A 16,356-nucleotide genomic window follows, 5' to 3' on the forward strand; every position below is an offset into this window, starting at 1 on the left:
AGTACCCCATGATCCTCAGGGATATCGCCCCGCGTCGGGCCCGCCGCCGCCCGCTGCGCCTCGCCGTGGCCCTCGCCGGCCTCGCCCCCCTCACCATCGCCTTCTCCACGGTGGCCTTCTCCTCCACCGCCCAGGCCGAGGGGCTGGCGGTGACCGCCGTCACCCTCTCCTCGGGCGGCCTTGCCGAGGTGGAGCGCCGCGCCACCCTCGAGGGGGATGGCACCCTGCATCTCGACGTGCCCCTGGAGCAGGTGGACGACGTGCTCAAGAGCCTGGTGGTGCGCGACCCCGCCGGCCGCCTCGAGGGGGTGAGCCTCGATGGCCTGGCGACCCTGGAGGAGACCTTCCGTCGGCTGCCCTTCGGCCCCGAGGACCTCGGCTCGGTGGCGCGCCTGGCCCAGGCGCTGCAGGGAGTAGAGGTGCGCGTCAGCGCTGCCGGCCAGCGCCTGGAGGGGCGGGTGCTCGGCATCGATGAGCGGCGCGACGCGGAGGGTCGCGTCACGCGCACCCTGGCGCTGCTCGATGCCGAGGGCGCCGTGGCCACCCTGGCGCTGGACGACGACGCCCGGCTGGAACTGCTCGACCCGGCGCTGCGCGAGCGGCTGGGTGAGGCCGCCGCGGTCAGTGCCCGGGCCCGCACCGACGAGATGCGCCGCCTCGCCATCGCCCTCGACGGGGAGGGCGAGCGCGAGGTGGCGCTCACCTACGTGGTGGCCGCCCCGGTGTGGAAGAGCGCCTACCGGCTGCTGCTGGAGGGCGACGACGCGGCCCGGCTGCAGGCGTGGTCGGTGGTGGAGAACGCCAGCGGCAGCGACTGGGACGATGTCGCCCTGACCCTCTCCAGCGGCGCCCCGGTGACCCTCACCCAGCGCCTGCTGGCGCGCTACTGGGCCGAGCGCCCCGAGGTCCCGGTGGGCGCCGATGCCATCGCGCCGGTGCGCCCCGACGAGGGCGCCATCGCCGCGCCTCGCGCCGCCCGCCTGGAGTCCGCCATGGCCTTCGGCGCCGATGCCGCGGAGCGTGTTCAGGCGGCCCCCTCGGCGCCGGCCCGACCCGCCGAGGTGCGCGAGGGCGCTACCGCCGCCACCTGGCGCCTGCCGGCCCCGGTGGACCTGGACGCCGGGCGCACCCTGTCGCTGCCCTTCATCGACGCCGAGGTGCCGGCGCGGCGCGTCTCGCTCTACCAGCCGGAGCGCGGCGAGCGCCATCCGGTGGCCGCGGTGCGCCTGGAGAACACCACCGACGCCTGGCTGCCGCCGGGGCTGGTCACCGTCTACGACGCCGGGCTCGGCCATGTGGGGGACGTCGACCTCCCCGGCATCCCGGCCGGCGAGTCGCGTCTGGCGAGCTTCGCCGCCGATCGCCAGGTGCGTGTGGTGGAGAGCAGCCGCCCCGAGGAGCGCCTCGAGCGGATGGTGATCGTCGACGGCGCCCTGCGCCTGACCCACCTCTCCCGGCGCATCACCCGCTATGCGGTGGAGAACGATGCCCGGGAGGCGCGCGAGGTGCTGATCGAGCATCCGCGCCGCGCGGGGTGGGAGTTCGCCTCCGAGGCCCTCGTCGAGAGCACCCCGAACCACCGCCGCCTGGCGCTGCGCCTGGCCGCCGGCGAGAGTGGCGAGGTGGCGGCCGTGGAGACGCTGACCCGCCGCCAGAGCGTGGCCCTGGCCGACGCCGGCGAGGCCCAGCTGGTGCAGTGGCGGCAGGCCGCCGAGGGGGAGACCGCGCAGGGGCTCGAGCGGGTGCTGGAGCGGCGCCGAGCCCTGGCCGAGGTGGAGCGTGACCTCGAGGGCATCGCGCGGGAGCTCGAGCGCGCCGTTGAGGGGCAGGCTCGCATCCGCGACAACCTGGCGGCGGTGGGCACCGACAACGCCCTGGGGCAGCGCTATCTCGCCGACCTGGAGGCCGCGGAGGAACGCATCGCCGAGCTGGAGGCGCGGCGCACCGAGGCCGAGGCCGAGCGCGAGCGGCGTCGCGAGGCCCTGGCCGAGACCCTGCGCCGGCTGCCCTGAAGGCGTTGCCATGCCCAGGAGGGCGTTGAGCGCCGGCTGCCCTGAAGGCGTTGCCATGCCCAGGAGGGCGTTGAGGGCGCGGGCTTTGCGCGGTGGCCCGCTTTCTATCAGGATGTGGTGATAGGATCCGAGGAGAGCGAGACGAACCATGCGTGACTTCCTGACCCGCCTGCCCAAGGCCGAGCTGCACCTGCATATCGAGGGCTCGCTCGAGCCCGAGCTGATGTTCGCCCTGGCCGAGCGCAACGGGGTTGCGCTGCCCTACGCCTCGGTGGAGGAGGTGCGCGCCGCCTACGACTTCTCGGACCTGCAGTCCTTCCTGGACCTCTACTATCAGGGCATGAGCGTGCTGCACACCGCCGAGGACTTCCACGACCTGGCCATGGACTACTTCCGGCGCGCCCATGCCGAAGGGGTGGTCCACGTGGAGATGCACTTCGACCCCCAGGCCCACCTGGCGCGCGGGGTCGAGCTGCCGGTCGTCATGGAGGGGCTCTCCCTGGCGCGGCGCGAGGCGGCCCGTGAGCTGGGGCTCTCCACCGCCCTGATCATGGCCTTCCTGCGCGACCGCGACGCCGAGGAGGCGCTCAAGGTATTGGAGGAGGCCGCCCCCTACTGGGAGATGCTCGACGCCGTGGGGCTGGACAGCGCCGAGCAGGGCAACCCGCCGGAGAAGTTCGTCGAGGTGTTCGAGCGCGCCCGGCGGCTCGGCATCCCGCGGGTGGCCCACGCCGGCGAGGAGGGGCCGCCCGCCTATATCCGTGGGGCGCTGGACCTCCTCGGCGTGTGCCGCATCGACCATGGGGTGCGCTGCCTGGGGGATCCGGCGCTGGTCGCCCGGCTGCGCGACGAGCAGACGGTGCTTACCGTCTGCCCGCTCTCCAACGTGCGCCTCAGGGTGGTCGACCGCCTCGAGGATCACCCCTTGCCGAGACTCCTCGCCGAGGGGCTCAACGTCACCCTCAACTCCGACGACCCGGCCTACTTCGGCGGCGGCATGCTGGAGAACTTCCTCGCCTGCCAGCGCGCCTTCGACTGGGACGAGGCGACCTTCCGCCGCCTGGCCGGCAACGCCATCGAGGCGGCCTTCGTCGACGAGGCTCGCCGCGACGAGCTGCGTCGCCTGCTGGCCGAGGCGTAGCCCAGTCGCCACCTTGGGGCTTTCTGAAACGTCGAAGGGCCGCCCATGGGCGGCCCTTCGGCGTTTCGGTACCGGCGATCAGCCTCAGGTGGTGGCCAGCAGCACCACGCAGAGGGCCGCGGAGACCCACATGGCGGGGCGGATCTCGCCGGCCTTGCCGGTGGTCAGCTTGATCAGCACGTAGCTCAGGAAGCCGAAGGCGATGCCCAGGGTGATGGAGTAGGTGAGCGGCATCAGGATGATCGCCAGGAAGGCGGGGAAGGCCTCCTCGTAGCGGCTCCAGTCGATGCGGCCGATGGGCGAGAGCATGAAAAGCCCCACCAGCACCAGCGCCGGGGCGGTGGCGATGCCGGGCACCAGCGACAGCAGCGGCGACAGGAACAGGAACGGCAGGAAGAGCAGGGCGATGGTCACCGCCACCAGGCCGGTGCGCCCGCCCTGGGCGACGCCGGCGCCGGACTCGATGAAGGTCTGGGCGGCGCTGGTGCCGAGCGGCGCGGCGATCATCGAGGCGAAGGCGTCTACCGTCATGGAGCGCTTGAGGTTGCGGGGGTTGCCGTCCTTGTCCTTGAGATCCGCCGACTCGGAGAGCGCCATGAAGCAGGAGAGGGCGTCGAAGAAGTTGGTGAACAGCATCACGAAGATGAACGGCAGGTAGGCGACCTTGAGCGCACCCCAGATATCCACCTGCATCACCGCGCCGAAGTCGGGCCAGGCGGCCAGGCCGCTCCACTCCACGACCATCTCGCCGCCCCACAGCCGGCCCATGGGGGTGGCCAGCAGGGTGGTCAGGGCGATGCCCAGGATCAGGGCGCCGTTCATGCGCAGGATCACCATCACCGCGGTGGCCATCAGGCCGATGAAGAAGGTCACAAGGCCCGGCCCGAAGCTGCCCAGGGTCACCAGGGTGGCGTCGCTGCCGACGATGAAGCCGGCGTTCTTGAGCCCGATGAAGGTGATGAACAGGCCGATGCCGCAGGTGATGGCGTAGCGCAGCGAGGCGGGGATCGCCTCGATGATCGCCTTGCGCACGTTGAACACCGCGAGCAGGGCGAACAGCACCCCGGACCAGAAGACGCAGCCCAGGGCCACCTCCCAGGAGAGGCCGGCGCCCAGCACCAGGGTGTAGGTGAACAGCGCGTTCATGCCCATGCCCGGGGCGACCAGGATGGGGTTGCGGGCGTAGAGCCCCATGGCCAGGCTGCTCATGAAGCTGATCAGCACGGTGGCGGAGAGTGCCGCGGAGAAGGGGATGCCGGCCTCGGAGAGGATCGCCGGGTTGACCACGATGATGTACATCGAGGCCAGGAAGGTGGCGATGCCGGCCAGTATCTCGGTCCTGAGGCTGGAGCCACGTCGGCTCACGCCGAAGAAGCGGTCGAGCCAGGGGGCGTCGGAGGCTGAGGCGGCGCTGGCCGCCTCGCCGGGGAGGGAGGAGGTCTCGGTTGTCATGTCGAACCCGTTGTTGTTGTGGCGGAAGTTTCTGTTGACCGTTCGGTCAGCAAGCACCTCGGCAGCCTAGGCGGGGTTGACCGATCGGACAAGTCGACCTTGGTGTCATCGGTCAACGCCCCGCCCACGCCTGGCTCAGGCGGCGTCGCGGCGGTGCTGGAGGCGCCCGGCCGCCCAGGTCTCGGCCACGCAGCGATCGTCGCCCATCATCATCAGCGCGAAGAGGGTCTCGGCCAGGCTGCGGCTGTGTGCCGTGCGCCGCGCCAGCAGCGGCGTGGCGGCGGGGTCGAGGACCACCAGGTCGGCGTCCATGCCCGGCGCCAGGCGGCCGATGCGATCGTCGAGCGAGAGCGCCCGGGCGTTGCCCAGGGTCAGTCCGAAGAGCCCCTGCCAGGCGGTCAGCGGCTGGCCGCGCAGCTGGCCCACCTGATAGGCGGCCTTGAGCGTGGCGAGCCCCGAGAGGTCGGTGCCGCCGCCCACGTCGCTGGCGTAGGTGACGTTGAGGGCCATCTCCCGGGCGGCCTGGCGGTCGAAGAGCCCGCTGCCCAGGAAGAGGTTGGAGCTGGGACAGAAGGCGAGGTTGGCGCCACGCTCGGCGAGCCGCCCGCGCATCTCCTGGTCGAGGTGGATGCCGTGGGCGAAGGTGCTGCGCGGGCCCACCAGGCCGGACCGCTCGTAGACCTCCAGGTAGTCGCGGCTGCCGGGGAAGAGCTCGGCCACCCAGTCCAGCTCGCCGGTGTTCTCGGCCAGGTGGGTCTGCAGCCAGAGGCTCGGGTCGTTACGCAACAGCGCCCCGGTGGCGTCGAGCTGCTCGCGGGTGGAGGTGGGGGCGAAGCGCGGGGTCAGGCTGTAGCCGAGGCGCCCCTTGCCGTGCCAGTCGCCGATCAGCCGCTCGCTGTCGCGGATGCCGCCCTCGACGTCGTCGGTGAGCCCCGCCGGCGCATGGCGGTCCATCAGCACCTTGCCGGCCAGCATGCAGAGGCCGCGGCGGTGGCTGGCCGCGAGGAAGGCGTCCACCGAGGCAGGGTGACTGGAGCAGAACACCTGGGCGGTGGTGGTGCCGACCCGCAGTAGCTCGTCGAGGAAGGCCTCGGAGAGCGCCGCGGCATGGTCGGGGTCGGAGAAGCGCAGCTCCTCGGGGAAGGTGTAGTCGTTCAGCCAGTCGAGCAGCTGGCGCCCGTAGGAGGCGATGATCTCCAGCTGCACGTAGTGGACATGGCTGTCGATAAAGCCGGGCACTATCAATTTTCCCCGATGATCGATGACCTCGATGCCGGAGGGCAGGTCGGGGGCCAGGGTGGCGTAGTCGTCAACGGCACGGAGTCGGCCGTTCTCGATCCACACCGCGCCATCGGGGTGGTGGCGTACGCTGCCCGGCGCCGGGGTGTCGTCGTCGCCGGGGTCGGCATCGAAGCTCAGCAGTTCGGCGCGCAGCACGCGCGAGTCTGTCGTCGTCATGGTGTCGAGCTCATCATCTGGTATCACCGGGACTGATCCGGCGGCAGGGCTGCGAGGAGGCGCTGTGAATACTTCCCTGTACGCTACCGACGCCATCCCTGGCGTAGGACCTCCTCTTCGCCCTGCCCCCGGCGCCCCTAGGTTCCGGGGGTAGCCCTTTGGAAAGTGGCCCTCAGCACGGCAGGAGCCAGACCGCGCTGGTCAGGGCGCTCGGCGTCGGCGGTCAGCGGCAGCAGCTCGGCGAGGGTGGCCAGGGCGATGGCGTAGGGGCGCTTGTCGCCGCCGGAGTCGCCGATCGGGCAGCGCACCCGGGCCAGCGCCGCCTCAGCGTGGCCGGCATCGATCAGCCGCGAGCGGAAGCTCGCCCACTTGCTCCTTGATCCGATCAGGCCCAGCGAGGCCGTGTCGTCGCGACGCAGCAGGGCGTCCACCAGGGCGCGATCCTCGGCGTGGTCGTGGGTCATCACCAGGGCGTGGCTGCCCGGAGGGAGGGTGGCCACGGCGGCGGCCGGGTCCGTGGTTCGCCGGCACTCCAGGCGCGGGATCTCCTCGCCCCAGGACGGGAAGGCGTCGTCGCGGCTGTCGTGCCAGACGATGCGCCAGCCCAGGGGGGCGGCCAGCCGCACGATCTCGCGGCCGACGTGGCCGGCCCCGAACAGCGCCAGGGTCACGGGGCTGCCCGGGAAGACCTCCAGCAGCACGTTGACGAAGCCACCGCAGCACTGGCCGCTGCGCCCGCCGAGGCTGAAGGCCTCGAGGCTCATGCCGGGCTCGCCGGCGGACAGGCGGCTTCGGGCGGCCTCGATGGTCTGCCACTCGAAGGTGCCGCCGCCCAGGGTGTCGAAGACGTCATCCGCGGTGATCACCATCCGCGCCCCGGGCTCCCGGGGCGTAGAGCCGGCGCTGGTCACCTGGGTGGCCAGGGCGTGGGGCACCCCCTCGCGCTGCAGCCGGTGCAGGGCGGCGTGCCAGCTCTCGGCCTGCCGGCTCATGGCGTCGACTCCCCGCGGCGGCGCAGCGCCTCGGCGGCCATCAAGACACGCTCCGGGGTGGCCGGGGTGTCCAGGCGTGGCGCCTCGCGGTAGGAGGTGAGGCTCGCCAGGGCGTCGCGCAGCGCCGACCACACCGAGATGGCCAGCATGAACGGCGGCTCGCCCACCGCCTTGGAGCGGTAGAGGCTCGCCATGGAGTTGGGGTGGCCCTCCATCAGCTCGACGTTGAAGCGCGGCGGCAGGTCGCCGAAGGTGGGGATCTTGTAGGTGGCGGGGCCATCGGAGATCAGCCGCCCGCCCTCGTTCCATTTGAGCTCCTCGCTGGTCAGCCAGCCCATGCCCTGGATGAAACCACCTTCCACCTGGCCGGCGTCGATGGCCGGGTTGAGGGAGTCACCGACGTCGTGGAGGATGTCGACCCCCTCCACCCGGTACTCGCCGCTCAGGGTATCCACGCGTACCTCGGCCACCGCGGCGCCGAAGGCGTAGTAGTAGAAGGGGCGCCCCTGGCCGGTCTGGCGGTCGTAGTGGATCAGCGGCGTGGCGTAGAAGCCCTTCTCGGAGAGCGAGACCCGCCCGAAGTAGGCCGTCTGCACTAGCTCGCCCCAGGGGATGCGCCGCTCGCTCTCACCCCACCCCGCCACCAGGTGGCCGTCCTCAAGGCGCATGCCTTCGCGGTCGAGGGCATGCCCTTGATAAAAGTGCTCGGCGGCGAAGTCGAACAGGCGCTCCTTGAGCCTCAGGCAGGCGTCGCGGGCGGCCATGCCGTTGAGGTCGGCGCCGCTGGAGGCCGCGGTGGGCGAGGTGTTGGGCACCTTGTCGGTGCGCGTGGCGGTGATGCGCACGGCATCGAGGTCGAGGCCCAGCTCCCGGGCCACCACCTGGCAGATCTTGGTGTGCAGCCCCTGGCCCATCTCGGTGCCGCCGTGGTTGATCTGCACGCTGCCGTCGGTATAGACGTGGAGCAGGGCGCCCGCCTGGTTGAGATGCTGGGCGGTGAAGGAGATGCCGAACTTCACCGGGGTCAGCGCCAGGCCGCGCTTGACCACCGGGCTCGCGGCGTTGAAGGCACTGATCTCGCGGCGCCGTGTCCAGTAGTTGCTGCTCGCCTCCAGGCGCTCCACCAGCTCATGCAGCAGGCCGATCTGCTCCACGCTCTGGCCGTAGTGGGTGGTCTCTCGACCGGGGCGGTAGAGGTTGCGCTTGCGGATGGTCAGCGGGTCCTCGCCGACGCGCCGGGCGATGTCGTCCATGGCCGCCTCGATCACCATCATCCCCTGGGGGCCGCCGAAGCCGCGGAAGGCGGTGTTGGAGGCGAAGTGGGTGCGCGCCCGCTGGCCGGTGACCCGCGCCTGGCCCAGGGAGTAGGCGTTGTCGGCGTGGAACATGGCGCGGTCGACGATGGCATCCGAGAGGTCCGGCGAGTAGCCGCAGTCGCCGACCACGGTGATCTCGCCGCCCTGGATCACGCCCTGCGCGTCCACCCCCAGCCGATAGCGGTTGTGGAAGGGGTGGCGCTTGCCGGTGACGCGCATGTCCTCGCCGCGGGGCAGGCGAAGTTTGGCCGCGCGGCCGGTACGCCGGCTGACCAGGGCGGCGATGCAGGCCCAGGGCGAGGCCTGGGTCTCCTTGCCGCCGAAGCCGCCGCCCATGCGGCGCACCTCCACGGTGACCGCATGCAGGGGCACCCCCAGCACCTCGGCGACCAGCTTCTGGGTCTCGCTGGGGTGCTGGTTGGAGGTATGCACCACCACGCCCTCGTCCTCGGTGGGGGTGACCAGGCAGGCCTGGCCCTCCAGGTAGAAGTGCTCCTGGCCGCCGACGAACTGCTCACCCTCCACCATCAGCGGTGCCTCGGCCAGGCTGGCCGCCCAGTCGCCGAGCTCCTGCACATGGGTGGGGCGCACGAACTCGCCGCGTTCGGCGGCGGCCACTGCATCGAGGCTCGCCGGGCGCTCCTCGATCTCGACGACGCCGACATCACACGCCGCCTTCACCGCCTCCCGGGCGGCGCGATGGCTGTCGGCGGCCACCGCGAAGAGCACCTGGCCGGCGTAGCTGATCGTATCCGCAACGAACAGCGGGTCGCCGGGGAAGACCGGGCCGATGTCGGTGTGGCCGGGCACCTCATGAAAGCCCACGGCGTCCACCACGCCCGGCAGGGCGCGGACCCGGTCGAGGTCGAGGCGGGTCAGGCGACCATGGGCCACCGGCGAGAGGGCGAGCGCCAGGTGCAGGCAGTCCGCCGGTACCTTGAGGTCGTCGATATAGGCGGCCCGGCCGGTGACGTGCTTGATGGCGCTCTCGTGGGCGCGGGCGCTGCCGGCGCCGCCCTGGCCCAGGGTCTCGCGAGCGACCGGGCCCGAGCCCTGGATGCGCCCCTCGAGGTCGCGGCGCGCCGCCGCGGCGTCGCTATCGAGGTCGTCGGGACGGGTGTCGGGCGTCTGAGTCGGCGCGGCTTCGGGCGCCTGGGTAGAAAGCTTAGTGAGCGTACGCATCGAGCATCACCTCCCGGGCGCTGTTGGATGTCGGGTCCTGGTCGCGGGCGGTCACTACCAGGCGCAGGCGTTCGAGCAGGTTGGCGGCGGAGAGGCGACGGTAGTCGGCGCTGCCGCGCACGTCGGACATCGGCTGGAAGTCGTCCGCCAGGGCGGCGCGGGCCGCCGCGAAGGCCGCCTCGCTGGGGGCCTGGCCCTCCAGGGCCGCCTCGGCGGCCTTGGCGCGTTTCGGTATCGCCGCCATGCCGCCGAAGGCGAGGCGCACGTCGCGCAGCACGCCCTCCTCCAGGCGCCAGGCGAAGGCGCCGAGCACCGCGGAGATATCGTCCTCGCGGCGCTTGGAGAGCTTCCAGACCTTCAGGTGTCGTCCCGCCTCTGGCCTGGGCAGGAAGATGGCGCGGATCACCTCGCCTTCGCACGCCTTGTCCTGGTTCAGGGCGGTCTGCTTGTAGTCGAGGAAGAAGTCGTCGAGGGGCAACTCACGCTCGGCGATTTCCTGATCGTCTGCGGGGCCCGCCAGCCACAGCCGCGCGCCCAGGGCGAGCAGCACCGGCGGGGTATCGCCGATGGGGGAGGCGTTGGCGATGTTGCCGCCCAGGGTGCCGCGGTTGCGCACCTGGGCCGAGCCCAGCCGGTGCAGGAGGTGGGCGAAGGCCGGGTAGTGCTCGGCGAGCAGCGGTTCCAGGCGCGCATAGGTCACCGCGCCACCGATCCACCAGCCGACGCGGTCATCCGCGAGGGTCGCCTCCTCGAGGGCGGTGAGCTCGGCCACACGGGTGACATCGACTACCCGCGGGAAGCGGGCCAGGCGCTGGGTCACCTCCAGCCACAGGTCGGTGCCCCCGGCGACGATCGGCGCCTCGGGATGGACGCGACGCTCGGCGATCAGTGCCGCCAGGCTCGTGGGCTGGACGAAGGCGGCCTCGGTCGCCGCCTCCTGCGGCGGGGCCGTGGCGTCCACGGCGAGGTCGAGCCAGTCGGGGCGCGCCTCGGGGTAGTCGCCCATGGCCAGCGCCGCGTCGCGAATCGGGCGGTAGCCGGTGCAGCGGCAGAGGTTGCCGCCCAGCGCGGCCTCCAGGCGTTGCGGTGTCAGCGGTGCCGGACGCTCTCCATCTCCCCGGCGCTGGCTTTCATGCAGGGTGAACAGCGACATCACGATGCCCGGGGTGCAGAAGCCGCACTGGCTGCCGTGGTGCACGACCATGGCCGCCTGGGCGGGATGCAGGGTATCGCCCCGGGCCAGCCCCTCCACGGTGACCAGGGCACGGCCCTGGAGCTGGTGGGCCGGGGTGATGCAGGCGTTGGCGGCGTGGTAGCGGGTCGTGCCGTCGGCATCGGGCTCGCCGATGGCCACGGTGCAGGCGCCGCAGTCACCGGAGGCGCAGCCCTCCTTGGTGCCGGTCTGGCCCAGGGCGTCGCGCAGGAGCTCGAGCACACTGGTGTCGGGCGAGGCCTCGCACCGGCGGGGCTGCCCGTTGAGCAGGAAGTCGATCATCGTGTTGTCTCTGTTGTGTCGTACGACTGTTGAGTGCGACTCGTCGATGGTGTCGGGGGTGTGGGTTCGGGGGATTATCTTGACCGTTTGGTCAGGAATGCTCTCAGCATGGTCCAGATGCGGGTGCTTTGCAAGCTCCCGGGGCATGCGGCAAACTCGCCGCAACCTTACATATGGCCAGGAGGCGCTTGATGAGCCAGGGCGATGTCCCCGCGAACCCCGGGACGGAGGGTGGCAACGGTGCCACCCGGGAGCGCAACGAGCGCGAGATCCTGGCCGCCGCCGAACGGGTCTTCGCCGCCCACGGCTACCGTGGTGCCAGCCTGGCCACCATCGCCGAGCAGGCCGGGCTGCCCAAGTCCAACGTGCTCTACTACATGGGCAGCAAGCGGGGCCTCTACGTTCGCCTCCTGGAGCGGATGATGGCGCGCTGGAACGCCCTGCTTGACGACATCTCCGTCGAGGACGACCCGGCCGAGGTGCTGGAGGCCTTCATCCGCAGCAAGATGCAGCTCTCGCGGCGGCATCCCGAGGGGTCGCGGCTGTTCGCCGCCGAGATCCTGGGCGGCGCCCCCTTCCTGCAGGAGTACCTGCGCGGCGACTTGCGTGACTGGGTGCAGGCGCGGGCGGCGATCTTCCGCCAGTGGGCCGAGCGCGGCCTGATGGACCCGGTGGACCCGGTATGGCTGATCTTCCTGATCTGGTCGGCCACCCAGCACTACGCCGACTTCGAGGCCCAGGTGCTCGGCATCACCGACCGCGAGTCGCTCAGCGACGCCGACGTGGAGGCGATCACCGCCTTCCTGACCCGGGTGATCCTCAAGGGGTGCGGCGTCAGACCGCGCGCCACGTCAACCGACTGAAGCGCCGCATGTCACTCCCCATCGAGTCCCGTCTCCCCGCCATCCAGGCGGCCCTTGCCCACCATTCCCGGGCGATGCTGGTGGCCGAGCCCGGCGCCGGCAAGACCACCCGCGTGCCACTCTCGCTGCTCGAGGCGCCCTGGGCCCGCGAGGGCCGGCTGCTGCTGCTGGAGCCGCGGCGGGTGGCGGCGCGCCTGGCCGCCGGTTTTATGGCCGATCAGTTTGGCGAACGTGTTGGGGAGACAGTGGGGTACCGAATGCGCGGCGAGAGCCGTGTGGGCCCACGCACCCGGCTCGAGGTGGTCACCCAGGGGGTGCTGACCCGGATGCTGCAGGAGGACCCACTGCTCGAGGGGGTGGCCGGCATCCTCTTCGACGAGTTCCACGAGCGCAGCCTGGAGGGAGACCTCGGCCTGGCGCTGGCCCTGGACGCCCAGTCGGTGCGTGACGACCTGCGCCTGCTGGTGATGTCGGCGACCCTGGACGTCGAGGCCCTGCTCGGGGTGCTGGGGGAGGCGACCCCGGTGATCGATTGCCCCGGGCGAAGCTTCCCCGTCGCGACCCGCCACCGCGCCCTCAATGCCCGCGACGACACCGCTGCCCAGCAGGCCCGGGCGCTGCTCGACGCCATGGCGGCGCAGCATGGCGACGCCCTGGTGATCCTCCCCGGGGTGGCGGAGATTCGCCGCCTGGCCCGGGAGCTCGCCGGCCGGGCGCCCGAGCTTGAGGTGATGGAGCTGCACGGCCGCCTGCCCCTGGAGGCGCAGCGCAGGGCCCTGCGCCCGGACCCCGAGGGACGCCGGCGGGTGGTGCTGGCCACCGCCATCGCCGAGTCCAGCGTCACCGTGGACGGCGTGCGCCTGGTGATGGACGCGGGCCTCGAGCGGGTGCCGGTGTTCCAGCCCAGGAGCGGCCTGACCCGGCTCGAGACCCGCCGCGTCAATCGCGCCAGCGCCGACCAGCGCCGCGGTCGCGCCGGCCGTCAGGGACCCGGCCTCTGCCTGCGGTTGTGGGCCGAGGAGCAGCCGCTGGTCCCCCATGGCGAGCCGGAGATCCGCCAGGCCGACCTGGCGCCGCTGGCCTTCGAGCTGGCGCGCTGGGGCATCACCGACCCCGTCGGCCTGGCCTGGGTGACCCCGCCGCCCGAGGCGCCGCTGGCCGCCGGTCGCGACCTGCTGCGTCGCCTGGGGCTGCTGGATGAGCGCCATCAGCTGACCGAGCGGGGGCGCGCCGCCGCCCGCTGGCCCACCCACCCGCGCCTGGCGGCGATGCTGGAGCGCTCCCATGAGCTCGATGCGCTGCCGCTGGCCTGCGCCCTGGTGGCGCTGCTGGAGGAGCGTGGTGGCGACGAGGAGCGCGACCTGGAACGGGCGCTGCAGGCGCGCCTTCGCGAGCCCCGCGCCCATCGCCAGTGGCGGCACGACGCCGAGCGCCTGGCCCGCATCGCCGGCGTACCCCTCGCGGCGGCGAGCCTGGCCCCGCTGGGGGCGCTGCTGGCGGTCGCCTACCCGGAGCGCATCGCCCAGCGCCTGGACGAACCGGGGCGCTTCCGCCTGGCTTCCGGGGGCCTGGCGACCCTGCCCGAGTCGCATCCCCTGGCCCACACCGAGCTGCTGGTGGCCGCGGAGCTCTCGGGGGAAGCGAGCGGGGCGCGGATCTACCGGGCGGTGGCGCTGGGTGTCGAGCGCCTGGAGTCGCTCTATCCCGAGTGCAGTGAATGGCGCCCTCGCCTGGAGTGGTCCGACGAGCAGGGCCGCCTCGTCGGGGAGCAGGTGCGCGGCATGGGGGCCGTGGTGCTGGCGCGCCGGCCACTGGAGCGGCTGCCGGCCGAGGCGGTGCGCGAGGCCCTGCTCGAGGCGCTGCGCCGCCGCGGCCTGCCGAGGGACGAGGCGTTGACCCAGCTGCGTGGCCGCCTGGCGCTGCTGCGCCGCACCCTGGGCGAGGAGTGGCCCGATGCATCGGAGGAGGCGCTGCTCGCGAGCCTGGCGGGGTGGCTCGGGCCGCACCTCGATGGCATCACCCGTCTCGACGCCGTGGCGCGCCTGCCCCTCGCGCGTCTGTTGCTGGATACCCTCGACTGGCCGCTGCGCGCGCGGCTCGACGCGCTCGCCCCGGAGCGCCTCGCGGTGCCCAGCGGCGCCCATCATCGAGTCGACTACGCGCCCTGCTTGGAGGACCAGCCGCCGGTGCTGGCGGTAAAGCTGCAGGAGTGCTTCGGTTGGGAGGCCTCCCCGCGGGTGGCCGACGGCCGTGCGGCGGTGCTGCTGCACCTGCTCTCGCCGGCGCGGCGTCCCCTGCAGGTGACCGCCGACCTGGCGAGTTTCTGGGCGGGCGGCTACGCCGAGGTGCGTCGCGAGATGAGGGGGCGCTACCCCAAGCTAGCGCATGACTCCACTGTTGACACCCAGGTGCCTAACATAAGGCCGTTGACAGAATGTAGTCGACCTAGGATGGCATCTAGCCGAGCAATCTCTGGGGGCCGTCATCCAGCTTCCTGACTCGCTTTCTTAGCTTGGTATCGGCAATCTGCCGCCAGTCTGTCGTTTTCGGGATAAGGCCGCAGCACTCGATTACGGTTCTCGCTCTTCCCTCTCTGCTAATCCTGGATTCAATATCCGAACTTATTCAACTTAATCGTGGCTTGGTTGTTGGTAGGCTTAGCATTATTAAGCGACGTTATTAAAAAGGTCGCGACGAAATGAGGAGTCAGTTAGAAGAGTCATGGCCGTTTCCGACAGCTCGGTTATTAAATTGGTAATTATTCCACCTGTAGATAGGCGCTGCAGAGAGGAACCTTCATGATCAAATGCGATACATTGAATTAATGGTAAGCTAGCCAAGAGAAATGCTATTGACGGGTACTCAGGCCAGCGGCCGATTTCTTTAGCACCTTGGCGTAACTTCTAACGGCGTAAGCTGTGCAGTGTCTTGCGTGGCCGCGTGTCCAGTGATTCGGCGCTCGAGTTGAGTTGTTGCTGGTTGTAAACGGAAATATCCGTACCCTGTGCTAAGTGGTTATTCAAAATTAATTGCGTTATCAGATCCGTAGCTGCCGAGTAGGCGATGAACCTCGTTGTAGAGGTGCTCAAATGATAGGTAGGCACTCAACAGTAGCCATGCATACTTCATCTGCAGCCACAGAATCTCAATCAGGTTCAGCTCCGGCGAGTAAGCCGATAGGTAGACCAGGTGCACACGATGCGACATTCACTCCACTATCTTCCGCCTGAAAGCCTTGGAGCGATGCATGCTGGCATTGTCGAGCACCACGACGGCAAAGGCATCGGGGGCTTTCTGGGACACAAAAAGTTCAAACACTTCGATGATTGTCACGGTGGTCACTGAGACCGTGGTGGTATGGAAGACCAGCTTCCCGTCTCGGCTGAGGAGCCCCAGTACGTTCAGAGTTTGACTATATGAGTATGCCGTTACCTCGAAGGACTTGCCGAAGGGGCTCCACGCGTATGGCACCGGCTATGACTGGGAAAAGCCTGATTCATCAAAGTAATAGAGCTCATGCTCGCCCTGGTCTTCCCACTTGTGAAGCACCCTGGAGAAAGCCCTGAGTGTTGCGGAAATCCGTTTCGTCGCGCTGCTCCTTCAGTGAATTCCGAACGCGCTTGAAGCTATAGCGATTTTTTTCAACGCTTGGCGAAGGGGCACCATGCTGACCGTCTTGCCGGTCTCTTCTTGAAAGCGAGCCTGCAAGGGTCGAATCTGATGAGGCTGCTCGGCGACCAGTTCCTGCAATCGCTGGTGGTAGCGATCCAGCAGGTTGCGATCGATATCCAGCCGCCTGGCAGCCTCGGAGATGGCATAACCCTCTCCTAGAACCATGTTGACAGCCTCAGCCTTGAATTCGTCGGAGTACCGACGTCGCGCCTTCTTGGTCATGAACACCTCCGATGCCTCTAGAATGAGGCTTACCGGGGTGTCCGCTCCAATTAGATCAGTTCAGCCTCACCCTCTCAGTTTGGCGCACTGGCGCCGGGAGGGTGGGGAGGACTCTATCCCATGGTGTTCCGAAAAAGGTACCGGCGCTGGCCCTCCTGCCTCCACCGTGGTGTCTAAAGTGCTGCGGTTATTCTATGAATCCAGAATGTATTACAAATCCGCTATTTAATAATTTATTGGTTTTATATCGGCAGTATTTTATTGAAATTAAACATTATTTAGGTGCCTTTAAATGAGAGCGTATATTTTATACAAATTCTAGAGAGAATGTTTAACAAAGATCGGGCTGCAATTGATCAAGGTGATGTAAATTCCTGATTTTGTATATTTCCTGGTTAGGCAATATTTCGCATTACATGGTGTGGTTAAGCGATATTTCACATTACATGGTGTGGTTAAGTGATATTTCTCATTACATGGTGTAGTTAATCGATATTTCTCATTACATGGTGTGGTTATTAAATTTTTGGCATGTTGAAAATGTTTGCATT

General features: G+C 69.3%; 9 protein-coding genes and 1 pseudogene. 4 read left to right on the forward strand and 6 right to left on the reverse strand.

The genetic code is table 11. The annotated features are described in order from the left end of the window. Positions 1 to 8: 8 nt before the first annotated feature. Positions 9 to 2,012 carry a DUF4139 domain-containing protein gene (locus BLP95_RS05225; protein ID WP_089677376.1) on the forward strand — a complete coding sequence of 668 codons (2,004 nt, stop codon included), beginning with the start codon at positions 9 to 11 and terminating at the stop codon, positions 2,010 to 2,012. 148 nt (positions 2,013 to 2,160) lie between these two features. Next, positions 2,161 to 3,153: an adenosine deaminase gene (locus BLP95_RS05230; protein WP_089677377.1), complete on the forward strand. Its 993-nt coding sequence runs from the start codon at positions 2,161 to 2,163 to the stop codon at positions 3,151 to 3,153. 84 nt (positions 3,154 to 3,237) lie between these two features. Here BLP95_RS05230 and BLP95_RS05235 read toward each other — a convergent pair whose 3' ends face one another. The 5 genes from BLP95_RS05235 to xdhA form a co-directional block, all read right to left on the reverse strand. Continuing rightward, complete coding sequence (locus tag BLP95_RS05235) at positions 3,238 to 4,605, reverse strand: NCS2 family permease (RefSeq protein ID WP_089677378.1); 1,368 nt, start codon at positions 4,603 to 4,605, stop codon at positions 3,238 to 3,240. A gap of 135 nt (positions 4,606 to 4,740) precedes the next feature. Beyond that, a complete protein-coding gene (gene guaD / locus BLP95_RS05240; protein WP_089677379.1) occupies positions 4,741 to 6,063 on the reverse strand; it encodes a guanine deaminase in 1,323 nt (440 codons plus the stop codon). 137 nt (positions 6,064 to 6,200) lie between these two features. Beyond that, positions 6,201 to 7,055 (reverse strand): xanthine dehydrogenase accessory protein XdhC, encoded by an 855-nt coding sequence (gene xdhC, locus BLP95_RS05245; RefSeq protein WP_089677380.1) that lies wholly within the window; start codon positions 7,053 to 7,055, stop codon positions 6,201 to 6,203. Continuing rightward, a complete protein-coding gene (xdhB, locus tag BLP95_RS05250; RefSeq protein ID WP_089677381.1) occupies positions 7,052 to 9,553 on the reverse strand; it encodes a xanthine dehydrogenase molybdopterin binding subunit in 2,502 nt (833 codons plus the stop codon). Before xdhB ends, xdhC begins: the two co-directional genes overlap by 4 nt. Then, a complete protein-coding gene (gene xdhA / locus BLP95_RS05255; RefSeq protein ID WP_089677382.1) occupies positions 9,537 to 11,048 on the reverse strand; it encodes a xanthine dehydrogenase small subunit in 1,512 nt (503 codons plus the stop codon). The genes xdhB and xdhA overlap by 17 nt, the downstream gene beginning before the upstream one ends. A gap of 191 nt (positions 11,049 to 11,239) precedes the next feature. Here xdhA and BLP95_RS05260 point away from each other — a divergent pair, with 191 nt between their 5' ends. Further along, positions 11,240 to 11,911 (forward strand): TetR/AcrR family transcriptional regulator, encoded by a 672-nt coding sequence (locus tag BLP95_RS05260; RefSeq protein WP_089677383.1) that lies wholly within the window; start codon positions 11,240 to 11,242, stop codon positions 11,909 to 11,911. Between the two features lie 8 nt (positions 11,912 to 11,919). Further along, positions 11,920 to 14,409, forward strand: coding sequence for an ATP-dependent helicase HrpB (gene hrpB, locus BLP95_RS05265; RefSeq protein ID WP_089677384.1), 2,490 nt, complete (start codon positions 11,920 to 11,922; stop codon positions 14,407 to 14,409). Between the two features lie 517 nt (positions 14,410 to 14,926). On the opposite strand, the pseudogene BLP95_RS05270 reads toward hrpB, so the two are convergent. Continuing rightward, a pseudogene (locus BLP95_RS05270) lies at positions 14,927 to 15,805 on the reverse strand (IS630 family transposase). Positions 15,806 to 16,356: the final 551 nt, after the last annotated feature.

Origin of the sequence: Halomonas shengliensis (genome assembly GCF_900104135.1) — a bacterium.
GTDB lineage: Bacteria > Pseudomonadota > Gammaproteobacteria > Pseudomonadales > Halomonadaceae > Halomonas > Halomonas shengliensis.